Origin of the sequence: Rossellomorea sp. NPDC071047, from assembly GCF_050270195.1 — a bacterium.
GTDB lineage: Bacteria > Bacillota > Bacilli > Bacillales > Bacillaceae_B > Rossellomorea.
The window spans coordinates 695,962-713,822 of record NZ_JBNNJT010000001.1 but is presented as its reverse complement, the minus strand read 5'-3'; the positions used below and the strand labels follow the sequence as shown (position 1 = coordinate 713,822).

General features: G+C 38.9%; 18 protein-coding genes. 8 read left to right on the top strand and 10 right to left on the bottom strand.

What is annotated here, in order from left to right; translation table 11 throughout:
* Positions 1–94: 94 nt before the first annotated feature.
* Positions 95–373 (bottom strand): YkvA family protein, encoded by a 279-nt coding sequence (locus ACQKFO_RS03745; RefSeq protein WP_427596951.1) that lies wholly within the window; start codon positions 371–373, stop codon positions 95–97.
* A 267-nt stretch (positions 374–640) separates the two neighbouring features.
* Here ACQKFO_RS03745 and ACQKFO_RS03740 point away from each other — a divergent pair, with 267 nt between their 5' ends.
* Positions 641–2,242, top strand: coding sequence for an ABC-F family ATP-binding cassette domain-containing protein (locus ACQKFO_RS03740; protein WP_427596950.1), 1,602 nt, complete (start codon positions 641–643; stop codon positions 2,240–2,242).
* Positions 2,243–2,306: 64 nt separating this feature from the next.
* On the opposite strand, the gene recQ is transcribed toward ACQKFO_RS03740, so the two are convergent.
* From recQ to ACQKFO_RS03720, 4 genes are all read right to left on the bottom strand, one after another.
* Positions 2,307–4,439, bottom strand: coding sequence for a DNA helicase RecQ (recQ, locus tag ACQKFO_RS03735; RefSeq protein ID WP_427596949.1), 2,133 nt, complete (start codon positions 4,437–4,439; stop codon positions 2,307–2,309).
* 137 nt (positions 4,440–4,576) lie between these two features.
* Complete coding sequence (locus ACQKFO_RS03730) at positions 4,577–4,708, bottom strand: hypothetical protein (protein ID WP_262481757.1); 132 nt, start codon at positions 4,706–4,708, stop codon at positions 4,577–4,579.
* Positions 4,709–4,863: 155 nt separating this feature from the next.
* Positions 4,864–5,079: a cold-inducible protein YdjO-related protein gene (locus tag ACQKFO_RS03725; RefSeq protein WP_034758928.1), complete on the bottom strand. Its 216-nt coding sequence runs from the start codon at positions 5,077–5,079 to the stop codon at positions 4,864–4,866.
* A 238-nt stretch (positions 5,080–5,317) separates the two neighbouring features.
* Positions 5,318–5,449: a YuzL family protein gene (locus tag ACQKFO_RS03720; protein ID WP_427596948.1), complete on the bottom strand. Its 132-nt coding sequence runs from the start codon at positions 5,447–5,449 to the stop codon at positions 5,318–5,320.
* Positions 5,450–6,139: 690 nt separating this feature from the next.
* Here ACQKFO_RS03720 and ACQKFO_RS03715 point away from each other — a divergent pair.
* The 3 genes from ACQKFO_RS03715 to ACQKFO_RS03705 are packed head-to-tail and all read left to right on the top strand — an operon-like array spanning position 6,140 to position 9,915.
* Positions 6,140–7,654 carry a spore germination protein gene (locus ACQKFO_RS03715; RefSeq protein WP_427596947.1) on the top strand — a complete coding sequence of 505 codons (1,515 nt, stop codon included), beginning with the start codon at positions 6,140–6,142 and terminating at the stop codon, positions 7,652–7,654.
* 12 nt (positions 7,655–7,666) lie between these two features.
* A complete protein-coding gene (locus ACQKFO_RS03710) occupies positions 7,667–8,779 on the top strand; it encodes a GerAB/ArcD/ProY family transporter (RefSeq protein ID WP_427596946.1) in 1,113 nt (370 codons plus the stop codon).
* The gene (locus tag ACQKFO_RS03705; RefSeq protein ID WP_427596944.1) at positions 8,776–9,915 is read left to right on the top strand and encodes a Ger(x)C family spore germination protein; all 1,140 of its coding nucleotides are present in this window, start codon (positions 8,776–8,778) and stop codon (positions 9,913–9,915) included. Before ACQKFO_RS03710 ends, ACQKFO_RS03705 begins: the two co-directional genes overlap by 4 nt.
* A 36-nt stretch (positions 9,916–9,951) precedes the next feature.
* Here the strand turns inward: ACQKFO_RS03705 and ACQKFO_RS03700 are convergent, their stop codons facing one another.
* Positions 9,952–10,302 (bottom strand): DUF1033 family protein, encoded by a 351-nt coding sequence (locus tag ACQKFO_RS03700; RefSeq protein ID WP_427596943.1) that lies wholly within the window; start codon positions 10,300–10,302, stop codon positions 9,952–9,954.
* A 170-nt stretch (positions 10,303–10,472) separates the two neighbouring features.
* Between ACQKFO_RS03700 and ACQKFO_RS03695 the strand changes: the two genes are divergently transcribed.
* The gene (locus ACQKFO_RS03695; RefSeq protein WP_427596942.1) at positions 10,473–10,928 is read left to right on the top strand and encodes a cupredoxin domain-containing protein; all 456 of its coding nucleotides are present in this window, start codon (positions 10,473–10,475) and stop codon (positions 10,926–10,928) included.
* 65 nt (positions 10,929–10,993) lie between these two features.
* Here the strand turns inward: ACQKFO_RS03695 and ACQKFO_RS03690 are convergent, their stop codons facing one another.
* A complete protein-coding gene (locus ACQKFO_RS03690; RefSeq protein ID WP_427596941.1) occupies positions 10,994–11,353 on the bottom strand; it encodes a fluoride efflux transporter FluC in 360 nt (119 codons plus the stop codon).
* Positions 11,343–11,723 (bottom strand): fluoride efflux transporter FluC, encoded by a 381-nt coding sequence (locus tag ACQKFO_RS03685; protein ID WP_427596940.1) that lies wholly within the window; start codon positions 11,721–11,723, stop codon positions 11,343–11,345. The genes ACQKFO_RS03690 and ACQKFO_RS03685 overlap by 11 nt, the downstream gene beginning before the upstream one ends.
* A gap of 503 nt (positions 11,724–12,226) precedes the next feature.
* Between ACQKFO_RS03685 and yidC the strand changes: the two genes are divergently transcribed.
* Complete coding sequence (gene yidC / locus ACQKFO_RS03680) at positions 12,227–12,967, top strand: membrane protein insertase YidC (protein ID WP_427597784.1); 741 nt, start codon at positions 12,227–12,229, stop codon at positions 12,965–12,967.
* A gap of 51 nt (positions 12,968–13,018) precedes the next feature.
* Here the strand turns inward: yidC and ACQKFO_RS03675 are convergent, their stop codons facing one another.
* Complete coding sequence (locus ACQKFO_RS03675) at positions 13,019–14,197, bottom strand: D-alanyl-D-alanine carboxypeptidase family protein (protein ID WP_427596939.1); 1,179 nt, start codon at positions 14,195–14,197, stop codon at positions 13,019–13,021.
* A 254-nt stretch (positions 14,198–14,451) separates the two neighbouring features.
* Here ACQKFO_RS03675 and ACQKFO_RS03670 point away from each other — a divergent pair, with 254 nt between their 5' ends.
* Both ACQKFO_RS03670 and ACQKFO_RS03665 read left to right on the top strand, forming a co-directional pair.
* Complete coding sequence (locus ACQKFO_RS03670) at positions 14,452–15,081, top strand: 5-bromo-4-chloroindolyl phosphate hydrolysis family protein (RefSeq protein WP_427596938.1); 630 nt, start codon at positions 14,452–14,454, stop codon at positions 15,079–15,081.
* A gap of 14 nt (positions 15,082–15,095) precedes the next feature.
* Complete coding sequence (locus ACQKFO_RS03665; RefSeq protein WP_374053987.1) at positions 15,096–16,238, top strand: toxic anion resistance protein; 1,143 nt, start codon at positions 15,096–15,098, stop codon at positions 16,236–16,238.
* Between the two features lie 28 nt (positions 16,239–16,266).
* On the opposite strand, the gene ACQKFO_RS03660 is transcribed toward ACQKFO_RS03665, so the two are convergent.
* Positions 16,267–17,841 carry a cation:proton antiporter gene (locus tag ACQKFO_RS03660; protein ID WP_427597782.1) on the bottom strand — a complete coding sequence of 525 codons (1,575 nt, stop codon included), beginning with the start codon at positions 17,839–17,841 and terminating at the stop codon, positions 16,267–16,269.
* Positions 17,842–17,861 lie beyond the last annotated feature (20 nt).

Sequence of the window (17,861 nt, the reverse complement as noted above, 5' to 3'; positions counted from 1 at the left end):
GCCGCCCATTTTTTGGCTGATTCCGGTTCTCATTATGTTTGCTAATTTGACTTTATCATTTGGGGCAAGCTCTGCAGTTTGTATAGTAATTGTATCATTTCTTGTATTCATAACGATTCTTTAATTCCTCGGGAGCCATCTTTACAATAAGCTGAAGCACAAACGTAAATACAGCAACATCATCTATAATACCAAATAGTACAAAAACATCGGGAATCAAATCAAAGGGCAGCCAGAAATAAACGACTACAATCCCTATCGATAACACCTTCTTTATAAACGAAACCTCTTTCGATCGAAAGAAATCAACCATAAACGGAACCGATTTCCGGATATTAAATAGAAATCTTAACCGCTTTATAAACCTCATCATTCGCCATCATCACCAATCTTTTTTAATAACGTTAGCATAGCGAACTAAATTAGGGAAGAATTTAACGTATCTATTAGCATCTTCACGATTTTCGGCTCATTCCCTTCAATCGGCAGAGACCCCCGCATCCCCAAAATTTATAGAAAATCCTTTATCCGCTTATGTAAATAGCCGGTAAATTTCTCACTGTTCCGGCTAACACTCTATCTTTTTAGCATACTCGCGTGTTATAATCTTTTAGATTGAGTATTAGGAGGTATATCACACATGATTCAAGTATCAGATGTAAGCTTACGTTTTGGTGATAGAAAGCTATTCGAAGACGTGAATATAAAGTTTAACCCAGGGAATTGCTACGGACTTATCGGAGCAAACGGTGCTGGTAAATCAACATTTTTAAAGATTCTTTCAGGAGAAATCGAAGCGCAGACCGGCCACGTATCGATGGGTTCAGGCGAGCGACTTGCTGTATTAAAGCAGGATCACTTCGAATATGAAGAATATGAAGTGCTGAAAGTTGTCATTATGGGGCATACCCGTTTATATGAAGTCATGCAGGAAAAAGATGCCATCTATATGAAGGAAGATTTTTCTGATGAAGACGGCATGAAAGCTGCAGAATTAGAAGGTGAATTCGCAGAACTTAACGGTTGGGAAGCTGAATCAGAAGCTGCGATCCTACTAAAGGGCTTAGGAATCAACGAAGATCTGCACACGAAGCAAATGTCCGAACTAACAGGTGGAGAAAAAGTAAAAGTATTATTAGCACAGGCACTATTCGGCAAGCCGGATGTTCTTTTACTGGATGAGCCTACCAACCACTTGGATATTCAAGCGATTCAGTGGTTAGAAGACTTTTTAATTAACTTTGAGAACACAGTCATCGTCGTATCACATGACCGTCACTTCTTAAACAAAGTATGTACACATATTGCTGACCTTGACTTTGGCAAGATCCAAGTTTATGTCGGGAACTATGATTTCTGGTATGAGTCCAGTCAATTAGCACTTAAAATGGCTCAAGATCAGAATAAGAAGAAGGAAGAAAAAATCAAAGAGCTTCAAGCATTCGTTGCCCGATTCAGTGCAAATGCATCTAAATCGAAACAAGCGACTTCACGTAAAAAATCGTTGGAAAAAATCTCATTGGACGATATCAAGCCAAGCTCTCGTCGTTATCCTTATGTACAATTCAAGCCTGAGCGTGAAATCGGAAACGATGTTCTGCGTGTAGAAGGACTTACAAAAACGATCGATGGAGTAAAAGTCTTAAACAACGTTACCTTTATCATGAATAAAGAAGACAAAATCGCACTTGTCGGAGCGAACGAAATCGCCAAAACAACTCTTTTCAAAATCCTTGCTGGTGAAATGGAGCCGGACAGTGGTACATTCAAGTGGGGAGTGACGACAACACAAGCTTATTTCCCGAATGAAAACTCCAAGTACTTTGAAGGAAATGAACCTTCCCTCGTGGACTGGTTACGTCAATATTCACCGGAAGATGAAAGTGAAACATTCCTTCGCGGATTCTTGGGTCGCATGCTCTTCTCAGGGGAAGAAGTATTGAAGAAGCCAAGTGTCCTTTCAGGCGGAGAAAAAGTTCGCTGTATGTTATCTAAGATGATGTTAAGTGGATCAAATGTTCTATTATTAGATGAACCAACAAACCATTTGGATTTGGAATCTATTACTGCATTGAATAATGGATTGATTAACTTCAAAGGTGCCATGATTTTCGCTTCTCATGACCATCAGTTCATTCAAACCATTGCGAATCGCATTATCGAAATCACCGAAGAAGGTGTAATTGATAAAGAAACGACTTATGATGAATTTCTTGAAACAAAAGCTTCTATGAAAGCATAATTATGAACAATAAAAAGCAGGTAGCCGGATGGCGCCTGCTTTTTCTCTTTCCCTTGTTATACGGTCATTCATATTGGCCGTGTTTAACCAAAAATCCTTTAATTTGAAAATAGCCTATTTTTTTCGGTAATTCTTCTTTGATGGGCTTTAGGAGGTCCGTCCCTACTTTCTGGACTGCATCTTCAATAAGTGTTTCTTCTTCTTCTGTAAAGAGGATGGTCCAGTCGTTCGTGATGCCTTCCTGATAGGCACGGATAATGTGATTTTCAATTGTTGCTGTACTCATACCCCGTTCTTTCGCAATTTTTTTTATGTCCCTATTATCTTTGAACAACTCATAGCTGATTAAATGGGATGCAGTGTCAGATTGACTTGTTTTACGTGATCGCGAAGATTTTTTGACAACCTCAACTTGATGTTCAGGATTCTCACGTAAAAAAACGGAAATTTCGTTTATGAATCTTTCACCATACCGATTCAGCTTGTTTTCACCAACTCCGCTAACCTGCAGGAATTCCTCAGATGTTTTCGGCATCTTCACGCACATATCCTGCAGAGACTTATCCGAGAAAATAACGAATGGTGGGACCCCTTCTGAATCTGCAATTGTTTTACGGAGTGATCGCAAGATCTGGAACAAGCCATCTTCTTTAGGGATGATGGCTGAAACAGTAGATTGGACCTTTCTCATAACCATTCTTTCCCCCATTAACACCTCTTTCCCTTTTGATGAGACTTTTAGGATGGGAAAGCTCCCTCCCTCGACTTGTATAACCCCCTCTGAAATCAAATAATCGATGAAAAGGCCGACATCCTTCTGAGATTGCTCCTTCATTAATCCATATGTTGAAAGCCGATCGAACCCCCATTCCAGGATCTTTTTGTTCTTTGAACCCGTCAGTACACCGCTGATGAGTGAGGTTCCAAATCTTTCATTCATTCGCATCATACAGGATAATACCATTTGTGCCTCTCTCGTTACATCCTCGGATTCCCTATCATCCAAGCAATTGCTGCAATGACCGCATGCTACCTCTACATCTTCACCAAAATAAGCTAAAATGTAGTTCTGCAGGCATGCTTCTGTATGGACAAAGTCAACCATTTCACGTAATTTCTGCATCTCATTATCATGTAATTCCTGATTTACGATGTTCTGGTCAATGATATACCGCTGTGTCTGGATATCCTGAGGTGAGAACAATAAGACACATTCGCTGTCCACTCCATCACGACCTGCCCTGCCAGCCTCTTGATAATATCCCTCCATATTCTTCGGAATTTGATAATGAATCACAAAGCGTACATTTGATTTATTTATCCCCATCCCAAATGCATTGGTCGCAATCATGATGGTAATGGAATCATTCAGGAAGTCTTCCTGTTGTTCCTGCCTTACCATATCAGACAACCCGCCATGATATTTCCCAACGGAAATTCCCTTTTTCTCAAGATAAATATAAAGGTTTTCAACTTCCTTCCGTGTTGCACAGTAAATAATGCCGGAATGCTGATGATTCTTTTGTACATACCTTTCTACCCAACGTTTACGATCTTCACCTTTTACAACCTGGAAGAACAAATTCGTCCGTTGAAAACCCGTTAATACTTTATATTGATCCGGAATGTGTAAATGATGAAGGATATCAGCTTGTACTTGTGGAGTTGCAGTTGCGGTCAGTGCAAGAATGGTGGGATTTGATTGTAGTTGATTAACAGCGTTATAAATCCCTAAGTAGCTTGGTCTGAAATCATGACCCCATTGGGATAAACAATGGGCTTCGTCAACAGCTACAAGGGGGATGGGTAAAGTATTGAGGAATCGGATAAACCCGAATGATTCCAATCTCTCAGGAGCAATATAAACGAGTTTGTATTCACCTAGAGAAATCTCTTCCATCCTGGTCTCTACTTCACTATTCGATAGCGTACTATTAATATAGGTTGCTGGAATCCCTTGATGAAGTAACGAATCCACCTGATCTTTCATTAAAGATATGAGTGGAGATATAACAAGTGTAACTCCATCAAGCATTAGAGCAGGAATTTGGTAACAAAGCGATTTCCCTCCTCCTGTCGGCATGATTCCTACTGTGTTTTTTCCATCAAGTATGTATTCTATAATACTCGCTTGTCCATCTCTGAATTCGTCGTATCCAAAGTACTGCTTTAATACTTGCTTTGCTTCTACAATCACATTTTCCCCTCCAAATAAAATTTACTATTCCTTTATTGTATTCCAGAACGGGGAACGTGCCAATAGGGTTTCCTATTTTTCAAACAAAAGGCTGTACATTCGTAATCATACACGTAATGTACAGCCATATCATTACTTTAAAACCACTTGACTGTTTTCTCTTCTTTATTTACTTCAACAGGCTTAGACAGTTTCCAAAAACTATCCCATACAGTATCTTTACTCTCAGTTGAAGAACTTTTAACTTCTTTCTCTTTCTTGTTAGACATGGTGCTACCTCCTTTAATACATAAATACATTACATCCTATTCAAATGTAAAAGAAGAGTTTAATAATTTTTGAAAAAACACCTATGAATATGAGGATTGTTTTGCCTAGACAAGAAAAAAGAACCAATCAGAATAGATTGGTTCTCTACGATCCATCAGGATGATTTCATTGTAGGATGTGGATTGTCTACAACTTGTAATACCTTTGTAGATGTCACCATATCTTCTTTACAAAGCGGACACTTAGGAGTATCTTCACTTTTGAAGTTATCTCTCATCCAGCCTTTACAATCTTCAGCGGAACAAGCCCAAATCTTTGTTTCCTCTGTTTTAATTTCTTCCTCAACTTGATTTCTACGACCAAAAGCCATTGAACGTCCTCCTTTAAGGTAAGTAGGATTTCCTTGCTATGCTTTCTAACAGGAAAATAATGATTGTGGTAATTTATGCTGCAGATAGTATGTGGTCAGTTATGTGTAGCCAGTGTAATCGAACAATTTCTGCGATTGTTTCCATTATACCATACTTGACTCCAATTTAATATATGAACTCCTCAGTAAAGGTAACAAACGCACCATATGTAATGAAGGAAGAAAAAGAAATCCTTCATCATTTTTTATTTTTGTTTCTGGAAGAAGGAGCCTTTACTCCACCTGATAATTCCTGGTTCGTCGTACCTTGTCCTTCCACTTGAGAAGAACCCAGCACAGCTTTTGATGGATCTTTTTTCTTATTGCTCATCTGCTTCACCCCCACTCCTACCTTGCCCAAATCCTTTACAGAATATGTATGTATCAACCACTATTCTCTATAATGAATGATCTTATCGTAAATTTTGTTGCTTATTGTAGAAGAGAAAGTAATAGTTGATTTCCGCTCCAGGAAGCTCGCTTTCCGCGGGGCTGGCGGTGAGCCTCCTCGGCTGCGCCTCCGGGGTCTCACCTGTCCAGCTATTCCCGCAGGAGTCGAGCATCCTTCCGCTCCAATCAACTTTCTGAGCATGTATCCTTAATGGAAAACAATAAAAACAAGAATTTTAGCAAACAATCCCATTTAAGGTAAGTAGAGATTGATTTTCCTTTTAAGTAAGAAAATTTTTTTCTATTTACATTGTTTTCTTACACACCTTGAAGCTCTGTCATGAAAATTTTTTTATAGATGGTGAGGGGAACTGCGTAGACTCCGGCGGATTTTGGGCGTGCCGAGACCCCGTTCGGCTAAGCTAAGGAGGCTCGGCCGAACGCTAGCTGCAAGCGAAGCAGTTCCCCTCACCATCCAGCATAAACTGGTTGACAGAGCCCTCGCGGATTCTATATTAGAAAACAAAAATCTTTGCGAAATGAGCATTAATGAAAAAATGCCACCTTATGATTAAGAAAAGGATTCATGGGAAGTCTAATCTATAAATTAAGGTTTAGGGTGTTGAATTCTATGTTTAGACGTAGGGAAGTGAAGAGAGATATTGAAAACGGGTCCCCCCATAGCTTTGATATAGATACATTTCATAAAGAAATACTTTCATTGGTAAGCAATAGTGAAGATTTGGTATTCAGAATCATTACAATAGGAGAACAGAAGCTTGCAGTAGTATATTTTGATGATTTAATCAATACTACATCAATGCAGGACAGCATCATCAGGCCTCTTGAGGAATACACAGGTGACCTGAATTATCAAATCATCCAGGATACGATTAATATTGCGAAACTTACACAGACGAATCAAATTAATGACGTTGTAGAAAATATAGTCAATGGAACTGCTTATATTTTCAAGCAGGGTGATACCCATGGAATATTAGCGGATGTTGCTGATAAAGGCACAAGGGGTTTGGAGAAAGCTGAAACAGAATCCCTTGTGTTTGGTCCTAAAATTTCTTTCACAGAATCCATCACGAAGAACTTAAATTTAATTCGTTCTAATGTTAACGATCCTAAACTATGTGTTGAAACCTTCATGATTGGATCAAGAGCCAAGAAAAAAGTTCAAATGGTTTACATAAAAGACATTGCAGAAGAAGAAAACGTAAATACGTTTAGACAGCGCATTACGGAAATTGAAGTTGATAGTATAGTTGATTCCACAGTACTCGCTCAGATGATTGAAGATAATTCATTTACATTCTTCCCGCAATTTATCACGACTGAGCTGCCTGACCGCTGCACCATCTCACTCCTGCATGGAAAGATCTGTTTACTTGTTGACCGCAGTCCTACAGCGATCATCGGGCCATCTACGTTTATGAACTTCTTTGAATCGACGGAAGACATTTATATGAGATGGAATATGGGGACATTCCTTAGATTAATCCGTTTTGTCGCCATCTTTTTCTCCATCCTTTTAACACCTGCTTATGTGGCGGTCCTGACATTTCATTATGAGGTCATCCCTTCTGCTCTTCTAGTTTCTTTGGGACAGTCAAGATCTAATGTTCCATTCCCTCCCGTGTTCGAAGCGATATTATTGGAATTCATCATCGAGCTTCTGAGAGAGGCGGGAGCAAGATTACCTACAAAGGTTGGGCAAACGATGGGGATCGTAGGTGGTATCGTCATCGGTCAAGCGTCAGTGCAAGCAGGGTTCACCAGTAACATTTTGATTATTATCATCGCGATATCCGCCTTGGGTTCGTTCACTGCTCCGAGCTATACAATCGGAACAGCCGTGAGAATCATCCGCTTTCCAATCATCATCATGGCGGGGTTATACGGGGGTGTGGGAATCATGTTTTGCTTCTGTTTTATTCTCATTCATTTACTGAAAGTGACAACATTGGGCAGACCTTATCTATCACCGATATACCCATTTAGGTTTGCAGACTTCAAATACAGTCTATTCCGTTTACCCTATCAGTATTTAGTCCAACGCCCGATTTCCAATCACCCCATAGATCAGGGACGAATCCCTGAGAAAAAAGCAAAAGAGAAGAAAGACGTTGATGAGTAAAGGATGAAATGTATGAATATTAATGTGAATCCAAAGGAAGGGTTAATGTTTAATGCCTTTTTGATTATGTTTATCTTACACACAGCCCAAACCGGAGTCGGGATTGCAGGGCTGCCTAGAATCATTTACATGGAGGCAAATAGGGACGCATGGATTTCAGTAATATTAGCTGGAATTCTTGTATCTATTGTTCTTTTTATCATGATAAAAATGCTTGAAACATACGATAGTACCGATTTGTACGGTATTCACTTGGACATTTATGGGAAATGGTTTAGCAAAGGATTTAACACCCTGTATATTGGATATTATCTCAGTGTCACATACGTAATCTTAATGAACTATATTGAGATGGTCCAGGCGTGGATATTCCCTAAAATGCCCACATGGCTTTTGATGGGGTTATTGATTTTTTTAATGGTTTATGGTGTGTTGGGGGGAATCCGGGTCGTGGTCGGTATTGCTTTTTTAGGACTCATCCTTGCCTTCTGGTTAGTATTTATGATCTATACCCCCATCAAATATATGGACTTCAATCATCTACAACCTGTCCTAACATCTTCCCCGAAAGAGATTATGATGGGGATTTACAAATCTAGCTTTACTCTCATTGGCTTTGAATTAATGTTATTTGTGTACCCTTACATAAAGGATAAGAAAAAAGCACTTAAATTTGGGCTGATCGGTGTAGGATATTCATGCTTTCTCTTTACGGTTGTGACCGTTGTCAGTATCGGTTTTTTCTCAGAAGATGCCCTTTTAAAGACCATCTGGCCAGTCCTGTCCATGTTCAAGATATTGAGGATCCCGAACTTGGAGCGATTTGAATTCATTGCCGTCTCTTTCTGGATGCTGGTTATCCTTCCAAATATCTGTCTCTATTTCTGGGCAGCTTCAAGAGGAATGAAAAGAGTGTTTAATGTATCTCAAAAAAAATCCATTTACCTCTTCGCCATCCTGCTCTGGATATTATCCCTATGCGTGCAGGATCGTCTCACGATGAATACCATTACAGACAAGGTTGGGACGTCGAGTTTTATTCTTTCATTCGTTTATCCCTGCTTCTTATTCATACTGGTTAAATTGAAATACATTGCTAAGAAGGAAAAGGGTGTGGATGTATGATCAGGACCATCATGCTTCTTATGCTTTGTCTTTGTTCAACTTTCTTAAGCAGCTGCGTAGAGTCAAAATATTTAGAAAAGCTGGGATTGATTACAGCCGTTGGATATGATCAGGCTGAAGACGAGAAAATAACGGGCACAATGGTCCTCTATCAGTTTAACCCAGCCATGCAAGATGTGGAAAAGGTACTTATAAGTAAGTCAAAGACGAGTAAAGGAATACGTTTGTCACAGAATTTAGAAACCGATCATAAACTTGTTTCCGGTCAGTTAAGGATTACTGTATACGGAAGGGAGCTTGCGGAAAAAGGGATTTCTCACTTGGTTGATACGTTGGAGCGGGATTCTTCCATTGGGAATATGGTGTACTTAACAATTGCTGATTCGACTGCCGAACAAATCCTGAATTATCAAATGGCGGAAAGACCTTCTAACATGGGGACGTACTTATATAATTTGGTCAGGCAAAATGTGGAATCGGAAATGCTTGTTTCTCCAACTCTACAAGAATTCATCACCGATTACGGCAGTGTTGGCAAAGACCCGATCCTGCCGTTGCTAAAGGCATCAGACGGGAAGGTTGGTGTGGATGGGTTCGCATTGTTTACAAGGGATAGATTCATTAAAGAGATTAAAAAAGACAAGATTTTCTTTATTCGATCTCTTATGGAAGATTACAATGCCGGCAGTGTCGAAGTGGAACTGCCAATAGACAAGTTCAAATCTTACTTAACAAGTCCTCATCTTGGACAAGAAAAAGAAAAGATTTATATTATGATTGATAGTATCAAATCCTCTCATAAGATAAAAACAGAGAAAACAGCATCACCATCCTTTGAAGTGATATTGAAGATCGAATCACGTTTACTTGAAATGTCCGAAGAAATGAAGTTGTCAGATCCGAAAGCGTTAAGATTACTTGAAGATGAGATTGGGGATTATATCGAAAAAAACATTAAAGAAATGATCTTGATGCTTCAAGGGGAAGGCACGGACCCGATTGGATTTGGCATGGAGTATAAAAGTATAAGGGGACACGAAGATTTATCTAGGGAAAAGTGGGATAAACTTTACAAAGATGCTTCATTTCATGTAAAGGTAGAGAATAAAATCATTCGAACAGGAGTGATTGATTAAACCTGAGGGTCCATCCAATAAAGATGGACCTTGTTTTTATTTTTGTGGAATTAACTCTGTGATTTCATTGATGACGGCCTCATCCTTAATTTCCATCGGTCGGTCATTTTCGAAAATAATCAAGCCGTAATAGACCTGCAGATCATCGTCACACGCTTCGCAAAAAAGCACTTCATTTGGGTCCCAAAACGCAATAGAGTGCAACTTCTTATTTTTTGACTTAAGATAGCTTTTTCTCAGTCGTCTCATTTCCTCAAGAAACCTTTCGATTGCTTCATCCCTGTTATTAAATGTCCACTCTTGAACAATATCTTTTTCCCAGCCTTCAAAAAACCACCAAGGCTCTGCATCACTTTTTGTTGTCATGACTCTCCAAGTACTATTCAATGCTTCACCCTCCTTTTTCACATGTCCAAATTGTACAAAAAAAACGAACGAAAGAAAAATATTTAAATTATACTACTCTAAATTATTGACAAGTTCCCTCCTGTACAAGCATAGGTTTATTAGAAAAGACCTATTAGGATCAAATCTAAAATAAAAGGGAGGAAAAACATATGAATTTTATTGTTTTGAAAAAAGGCTCCATCATTGCCATATTAGTTACCATTATGATCATTACTGTCGGCACGACTTGGGCATTTTCTTCTAAAAACTCCTATCCTACTGTTTCATTATCAGATAAGAAGGGTGAGAAACAAGTCATTCAGCTTGTCACAGGGGAATTCAAGTCTGAAACACCTTCAGGAAAAGAAATAGAAGCCTATCGATGGGATCCAGGTACGATTGTAGTTGAAAAAGATAATCCTGTGGAATTGCGCATTTATGGTGTTAACGGTATGGAACATCCGTTCTACATCGAGGGGACCGATGTTAAAGGTACAGTAAAAAAAGGGGAAGAAACCGTTGTAAATGTGTCGTTTTCAAAAGAGGGAACGTATAGACTGATTTGCGAAACACACGAGACCATTGAACGTAACGGTCCAATGATTGCGTATATAGTAGTTGATTAATATATGAACAGTGGGATCTCTGAGTTGGAATTTAGGACCTTGGGGATCTTGGGCATGGCATCATATTAAAATGCCATGCCCATTGCATACCCTGCCGCTCCAGATCCGATCCCAATGAAATAACTTGCGAAAAAATAAAATAGACCCATTTTTATATTTTCCTGTAGAAGTCTCAATACCTCCCAGTTTAAGGTTGAAAAGGTAGTAAATGCTCCACACACTCCGATCCCGAAAAAAAACATAACAGTCTCCTCAGCACCATTTCCAACCAGAATTCCCAATAGTAATGACCCAAGCCCATTCACCAACAGGGTCGCTTTCGGAAAACGCGAACTACTGAACCGCTTAACAACGTTCGCAACTAAAAACCGTCCGATCGCCCCAACACTCCCCCCTAATGCGATCATCAATATGCTAATTCCCATGACCGATCACCCTCCCTTTCCTTCCAGAGAAAAAGCCCAACCATGCAAAAAGCATCCCACCAAAAGCAGTTATGGTCATATACAAGAAAAGCATGCCCCATTGCTTCAGCAATAAAAAGGTGACCAATTCGATACTAAGTGTCGAAAAGGTTGTGAAAGAGCCCAGGAATCCTGTTGCAATAAGTAAATACGCTTTTTCATATTTATAAGAACACCGACTATAGAAGTAAGCTAATAGAAAGCTTCCCAGGAGATTCGCCGTCAGAGTCGCGAACGGCAACCCATTTTGAATTGTCCAGAGATAACTAATTCCCCACCTGCAGAAACTTCCCAGCGCTCCACCGATCCCGACTAATAGATATTTGATCATATGTAACATCCCTGTATAAAAATTTAGTTGTTTGTGAATCCTTTTGTTCACTTATTCGTATATACAATTACCATAGTTTCTTTTTCCATGTAGCAGTATACTTTAACTGTAACAGAGTTTATGCTTTAACCCTTAGTTTGATCAGTAAATTGAAGGAGTCTTCTCCATTGACATTTATCATTATACAAGACTTATTAGAATTTTACTTAAGTCCATTACATTTTAGTATAGTAGTTCTATTTATCATAGCTTTGATTTTGAATCACTTCCCTGGCACATTTCATCTTTTCGTACGACCTTATGATAAGAGGATTGAAGGAACGAATAACATTGTAAAATGTGTGGAAGTTAATGAGATTATCCCTATAGGGTTCAGGTTCATTACATGCATGAAATATCAATTTTATCATACCGATAATGACGAAGAATCCTCTTCTGTTTGCTTTTAACCAACAAGCATTTATACAGAGGAGGAATTATCATTGAGAAAAATTTCATTCATCATGCTACCGGCATTATTCATTCTATCAGGGTGTCAAAGTGCAACAACTGAAGGAGCGTTCTTTCACGACTATCTTGTTAACCCATTTTCGTTTCTTATCCATGAAATAGGTACCTTCCTAAATGGAAACTTTGGTCTTGCGATCATTCTCATTACAATTTTCATACGTCTCGTTCTTTTTCCTTTTATGCTTAAAACGTATAAGAATCAACAGGATATGAAAGGGAAAATGGCTTTAATAAAGCCGGAGATGACGGAAATGCAAAAAAAGATAAAAGAAGCGAAGGATAAAGATGAACAGAAGAAACTGCAGCAAGAAATGATGATGCTTTACCAAAAACATGGAGTGAATCCTCTTAATTTGGGATGTTTACCATTGTTAATCCAAACACCCATATTGATTGGGTTATACTATGCGATTCGGTCATCATCTGAAATAGCTAGCCATTCCTTTCTATGGTTTAATTTGGGACAGCCGGACTATATAATGGCCATTATCGCTGGGGTGGTTTATTTAGCCCAAGCTCAGGTATCTTTAATGAATATTCCTGCAGAACAGCAGGCCCAAATGAAGATAATGAGCTATCTTTCGCCCATTATGATCCTTATTTTTTCATTTAATGCGCCGGCTGCCTTACCCCTGTATTGGACAGTAGGAGGGGCATTTCTCATCTTACAAACGATGATTGGTAAGAATCTTTATCATCATCAACCGACTTTAGAAAAACAAGAAAGTCAATGAAAAAAGGGAGCCGTAAGCTCCCTTTTTATCATTCAATAATTATTTTCAGGATTATTTTTTGACAGCTCCTATTCGGAAAATGGAAATTCCCATAATGAAAAGCAGGATCATGTATATAAAAAACGGATAAAAAAGGATTTGTTGACGTAATTCATCTCCTAAAAACAATCCTGTACTTTTACTCGAAGCAACTGCGTTTTTATGATTTACGGGAGATTTCATCACAGGACTGAGCTTTGTTGAAGACATTTTTTCCTGATCTTCGTTATATAGTGTTAATACTCCATTTCGATCCAGGCTCTCAGTGAAATTTCCATTCGTAGGCTGAGTATATTGGAAATCCCGATCAAGCTCAAAAGAAGCATCCTCATATTGAAAGACCGTACCCTTTGGTATATAGCTTCTAGTGAAACCATTTAATCCATAATCAAGTAGTTTTCTGGTATCTGAGTAGGTAGCTCTCTTCGACTGAGCCTTCATTGTCACAATGACCAGAGAAAGGTTATTATTTTCAGCGGAAGTCACAAGCGTATGTTTGGATTCATCAATGAACCCATTCTTCCCTCCGGTCACTTCCTCATAAGGAAGTTCTCCTTTAACCATTTTATGATGATTATAAAGAGTAGTCTTCCATCCCTCCGTCGACCATTCAATTGATTTCAAACTAAAAAGCTCTTGAAATTGTTTGTTTTTTAAAGCATAGCTAGTAATCACTGCCATATCATAAGCCGTTGTATAGTGATTCTTACCAAACAGTCCATGAGGGTTTTCAAAATTGGTTTCCTCTACGCCAATTTCATTTTTCAGAAAGACGTTTAATTTTTCAACAAATTGCTGAACAGATCCCTCAGTGTGTTCAGCAATGGCAACCGCTGCATCATTACCGGAGTTGACCATCAGTCCTTGAAGCAACTGCTCCAAAGAAACCTTTTCTCCAGCTTCCAAATAAACGGTGGAGCCTTCTGTATTACTTGCTTTCTCACTTATTACCACCTCGTCATTCAGGTTGGCATGCTCGATCGCATAAATAGCTGTAGCAATCTTTGTAATACTTGCAGGATTCATTCGTTTAGAAGAATTTTTCGAGTACAATATACTCTTTGTTTTAGAATCTATAATGATAGCCGATTCACTAATGATGTTTTTAGGCTTTTTTACATTATTTTCTTGAGCTGATACGATAGAGGAAGAAAAGATGAATAAAATCAGCACAACGAACCATTTTTTCATATATCCACACACCTGTCTTGTCAATGTACTAACCCATTCTATCAAAAATATTTTTTTATGAATCATGAATCTCAGAATTGTTAAGAAATTGAAAGAATGGTGTCAAATCCTGTCATTCTTTTCAGCCTGTATTATAAAAGGTGTCTATATTTCCATTTCACCTTCGTTTACAATAAAATAAGAGTATGAATATGAAACCTTTTTGCGCATGAAATCGTATTTAACGTAAGCATCTTTATTAAGGGGTAGATGAAATGAATACATTTCTTCAATTTTTAGTAAGAACAGTCATCTCATTCAGTATAGGGACCAGTAGTTTTATCGCCTACTTATTCCTGTTTGACTTAGGATTCCCTCTTACATTCTTGTCAAGCATTGGTACGGGTATTCTCATTTTCTTCCTTGTAAAAGGACTCCAGAAGAGATGGTGGCTGAAAAAAAATGGACTTTCCTCACAGGAATTTCGATATATTAACAAGAATTTAAAAGAAGCGAAAGAAAAAGTAAAACGCCTTCAAAAACAACAATTAAGGGTTAGGTCACTTGGGGCCTTTAAACAAATCCTCGAATTGAACAGATTGAGCAGAAGAATTTATCAACTCGTAAAGAAAGAGCCGAAAAGATTCTTTTCTGCAGAATCATTTTTCTTCTACCATCTGGATTCAGTTGTTGAAATCACAGAAAAATATACATTCCTTGCTGCACAACCCGGGAAAAACAAGGAAGCATTCTTATCACTTCAACAAACCCGTACGACACTTGATGACCTGACAGGGTCATTGGAAAAAGACTTGCAAAGCGTATTGGCTAATGATATGGATACACTACAGTTTGAACTGAACTTTGCCAATCAACATTTATCTCATAAAAAAGACTTAAAATAGATATCGGAGGTTTTATGATGGAGCAACGAAATGAACAATCTGAACTGGACCTGCTGCTTTCCAACCCGTTTGGAGATGAAATGCCTGCTGTAAGTGAACAGACAAAGTCTCCTTTGCTACTTGACCGCTTACCAAAAGAACAGCAGGAAAAGGCAAAGCAATTAGCTGCTCAGATCGACTATAAAGACTATGAAGCGATTTTAAAATACGGAACTGCCGCTCAGACCCAGCTTTCCACTTTCTCCCACTCCATGCTCGATCATGTACAAAAACGGGACATCGGGCCAATTGGCGATGTGTTGGGAGATTTGATGAAAAAGCTCGAGCAAATGAATCCGGATGAGCTTAACACCAAGCAAAAAGGTGTTTTCAAAAAGCTATTCCGTAAAGTCTCTTCTTCCCTGCAGGAGGTCCTTTCCAAATACCAAAAAATCGGCTCACAGATCGATCGCATTTCTGTCAGACTCGAACATTCAAAAAAGACCCTGCTTGATGACAATCGACTATTGGAAACACTATATGATAAAAATAAAGACTATTTTCAAGCCCTGAATATGTACATTGCAGCAGCTGAAATAAAACGTGAAGAGATCCAACATACACTTCTTCCTTCATTACGCAAGAGAGCGGAAGAAACGGATGACGAGTTAATTTACCAGGAAGTCAATGATACGATGCAGTTTCTGGATCGGTTGGATAAACGTATTCATGATTTGAAGCTAAGTAGACAAATGACCATTCAGTCTGCCCCTCAAATACGCCTAATTCAAAATACGAACCAGGCACTGGCCGAAAAAATTCAGGCATCAGTACTCACAGCCATTCCTCTTTGGAAGAACCAAATTGCCATAGCACTGACTCTTCTGAATCAGCAAAAGGCTGTAGCCGCTCAGAAACAGGTTTCGCGCACCACCAATGAGCTCCTTCTGAAAAATTCAGAGATGCTTAAAACAAATAGTATTGAAACTGCGAAAGAAAATGAACGTGGAATCATTGATATTGAAACGTTGAAGAAAACACAGGAAAACCTTATTTCCACCATTGAAGAAACATTGGCCATACAAGCAGAAGGACGCCAGAAACGTCAGCAGGCAGAACAGGAAATGGTCACGATGGAAAACGACTTAAAACAAAAACTCATTGAAATCAGAAAGTAAAAGAGGAGCCGATTTGGCTCCTCTTTTACTATTTTTCCTCATTATGAACAATGCTATCGGTTATATCATCATATTCTTTTTCAGCGATGGAGCTTGTGATGATTTCTTCTTTTTCCAGTTTTGCAACGGCCTCATATTCTGCGTATAATGCGTGTTTGCTCAGTGTTGTAAGCTGATCTGCTTTTATGACTGGGTTTTTTTCAAATAAATCATCCAACTGAGCTTTTAGCATATCAATTCTTTTTGTATACGTATCGATAAGCTCATTTGATACAGGGTCTGTAATATAGAGCTTTTGTTTTACCCGATGGATTTCACCAATGGCTGTTTCATATCTGTGTAGTTGACTGAGCAATTTTTCAAATTCTGCATGTCCCTCTTCCTTTGGTTTAATCCCTAATACATTGATCAGTGGTTTAATCGTTAATCCTTGAATGACAAGGCTGAATAATACCACACTGAATCCAAGAATAAGGACGTCTTCCCTGCCCGGAAAGTCTCTTGGAAGGCTAAGTACCAATGCAATGGATAGCGACCCTTTCAAACCTCCCCAATTCAAAATATGCTTCCATTTATGAGGAAAGTTCCCAATGAGAGATAGACTTGTATAGACGGCAATGCTTCGTGCCAAGAGTACTAAGACAATGGCTGCGAAAATATAAGGCCATTTTTCAACTAGATCAATCCTTGTTATTTCAAGGCCGACCATTAAAAAAACGAGGGAATTGGCCAGTAATGCGGCTACATCCCAAAAGCTATTAATATTCAACTTGGTCGTAGGACTCATACCAATTTTCCCGCCATAATTTCCAAATATAAGAGCCGCAATGACCACTGCGATAACACCTGAAGCATGCAAACTTTCTGCAAGAAGGAATGAACCGTAAAACAAAATCACACTAAAAATAATTTCCAACGGATAATCGTCGAAATACTTCGTTAATATGGAAAATGCATAACCAAGGGAGCTTCCAATAATGACCCCCAGGGATACTACCCGGATGAACTCCCAAATCCCACTTCCAAGTCCGGCCCAGCCTGCATCGATATAGGATAGTAAATAGTAAGCTGAGATATTGAACAGTACCACGGCTAAACCGTCATTAAATAAGCTTTCACCTTCAATGACAACAGCAAGCCTCTTCTTTACCCCTACACTTTTGAATATGGATAATACACTGACAGGGTCAGTCGCACTCATCAATGCCCCAAAAACAAATGCTGTCGGAATGGGAAATTCAAAGAAGTAATAAGAGGTAAATCCTATTATCAAGAAAGAAATGAATGTTCCACCAAAAGCCAGGGCTATAATAGGCTCCTTGTTAGCACGCAAATGAGTGAAAGGCAGCTTCAAAGCTGCTTCTCCCAAAAGCGCTGGTAAAAATAATGTGATAATGACGAAATTAAATACTTCCCCTTCTGTTATAAAATCCTTGAGGGGCTCAAGGACTGGTATATTGAACAACCCGATAAGGGCACCTACAATAACAAGTGCAATTGGATACGGCTGTTTGAATTTCTTGGCTATCGCCGTTATGCCTGCTGCGATCATCACTAAAATAAGTCCCAGTTCAAAAATATGGTGCATATCCAACTCATGCATAATCACCGTGACCTCCCTTT

What these genes read in the sequence shown, in the direction of transcription:
- ACQKFO_RS03705 (WP_427596944.1), top strand. Translation starts at nt 8,776, where the DNA reads ATGATCAGGACCATCATGCTTCTTATGCTTTGTCTTTGTTCAACTTTC.
- ACQKFO_RS03675 (WP_427596939.1), bottom strand. Translation starts at nt 14,197, where the DNA reads ATGAAAAAATGGTTCGTTGTGCTGATTTTATTCATCTTTTCTTCCTCT.
- ACQKFO_RS03715 (WP_427596947.1), top strand. Translation starts at nt 6,140, where the DNA reads ATGTTTAGACGTAGGGAAGTGAAGAGAGATATTGAAAACGGGTCCCCC.
- ACQKFO_RS03685 (WP_427596940.1), bottom strand. Translation starts at nt 11,723, where the DNA reads ATGATCAAATATCTATTAGTCGGGATCGGTGGAGCGCTGGGAAGTTTC.
- ACQKFO_RS03745 (WP_427596951.1), bottom strand. Translation starts at nt 373, where the DNA reads ATGATGAGGTTTATAAAGCGGTTAAGATTTCTATTTAATATCCGGAAA.
- ACQKFO_RS03740 (WP_427596950.1), top strand. Translation starts at nt 641, where the DNA reads ATGATTCAAGTATCAGATGTAAGCTTACGTTTTGGTGATAGAAAGCTA.
- ACQKFO_RS03730 (WP_262481757.1), bottom strand. Translation starts at nt 4,708, where the DNA reads ATGTCTAACAAGAAAGAGAAAGAAGTTAAAAGTTCTTCAACTGAGAGT.
- yidC (WP_427597784.1), top strand. Translation starts at nt 12,227, where the DNA reads ATGCTACCGGCATTATTCATTCTATCAGGGTGTCAAAGTGCAACAACT.
- ACQKFO_RS03695 (WP_427596942.1), top strand. Translation starts at nt 10,473, where the DNA reads ATGAATTTTATTGTTTTGAAAAAAGGCTCCATCATTGCCATATTAGTT.
- ACQKFO_RS03720 (WP_427596948.1), bottom strand. Translation starts at nt 5,449, where the DNA reads ATGAGCAATAAGAAAAAAGATCCATCAAAAGCTGTGCTGGGTTCTTCT.
- ACQKFO_RS03710 (WP_427596946.1), top strand. Translation starts at nt 7,667, where the DNA reads ATGAATATTAATGTGAATCCAAAGGAAGGGTTAATGTTTAATGCCTTT.
- ACQKFO_RS03665 (WP_374053987.1), top strand. Translation starts at nt 15,096, where the DNA reads ATGATGGAGCAACGAAATGAACAATCTGAACTGGACCTGCTGCTTTCC.
- ACQKFO_RS03690 (WP_427596941.1), bottom strand. Translation starts at nt 11,353, where the DNA reads ATGGGAATTAGCATATTGATGATCGCATTAGGGGGGAGTGTTGGGGCG.
- ACQKFO_RS03660 (WP_427597782.1), bottom strand. Translation starts at nt 17,841, where the DNA reads ATGCATGAGTTGGATATGCACCATATTTTTGAACTGGGACTTATTTTA.
- ACQKFO_RS03725 (WP_034758928.1), bottom strand. Translation starts at nt 5,079, where the DNA reads ATGGCTTTTGGTCGTAGAAATCAAGTTGAGGAAGAAATTAAAACAGAG.
- ACQKFO_RS03670 (WP_427596938.1), top strand. Translation starts at nt 14,452, where the DNA reads ATGAATACATTTCTTCAATTTTTAGTAAGAACAGTCATCTCATTCAGT.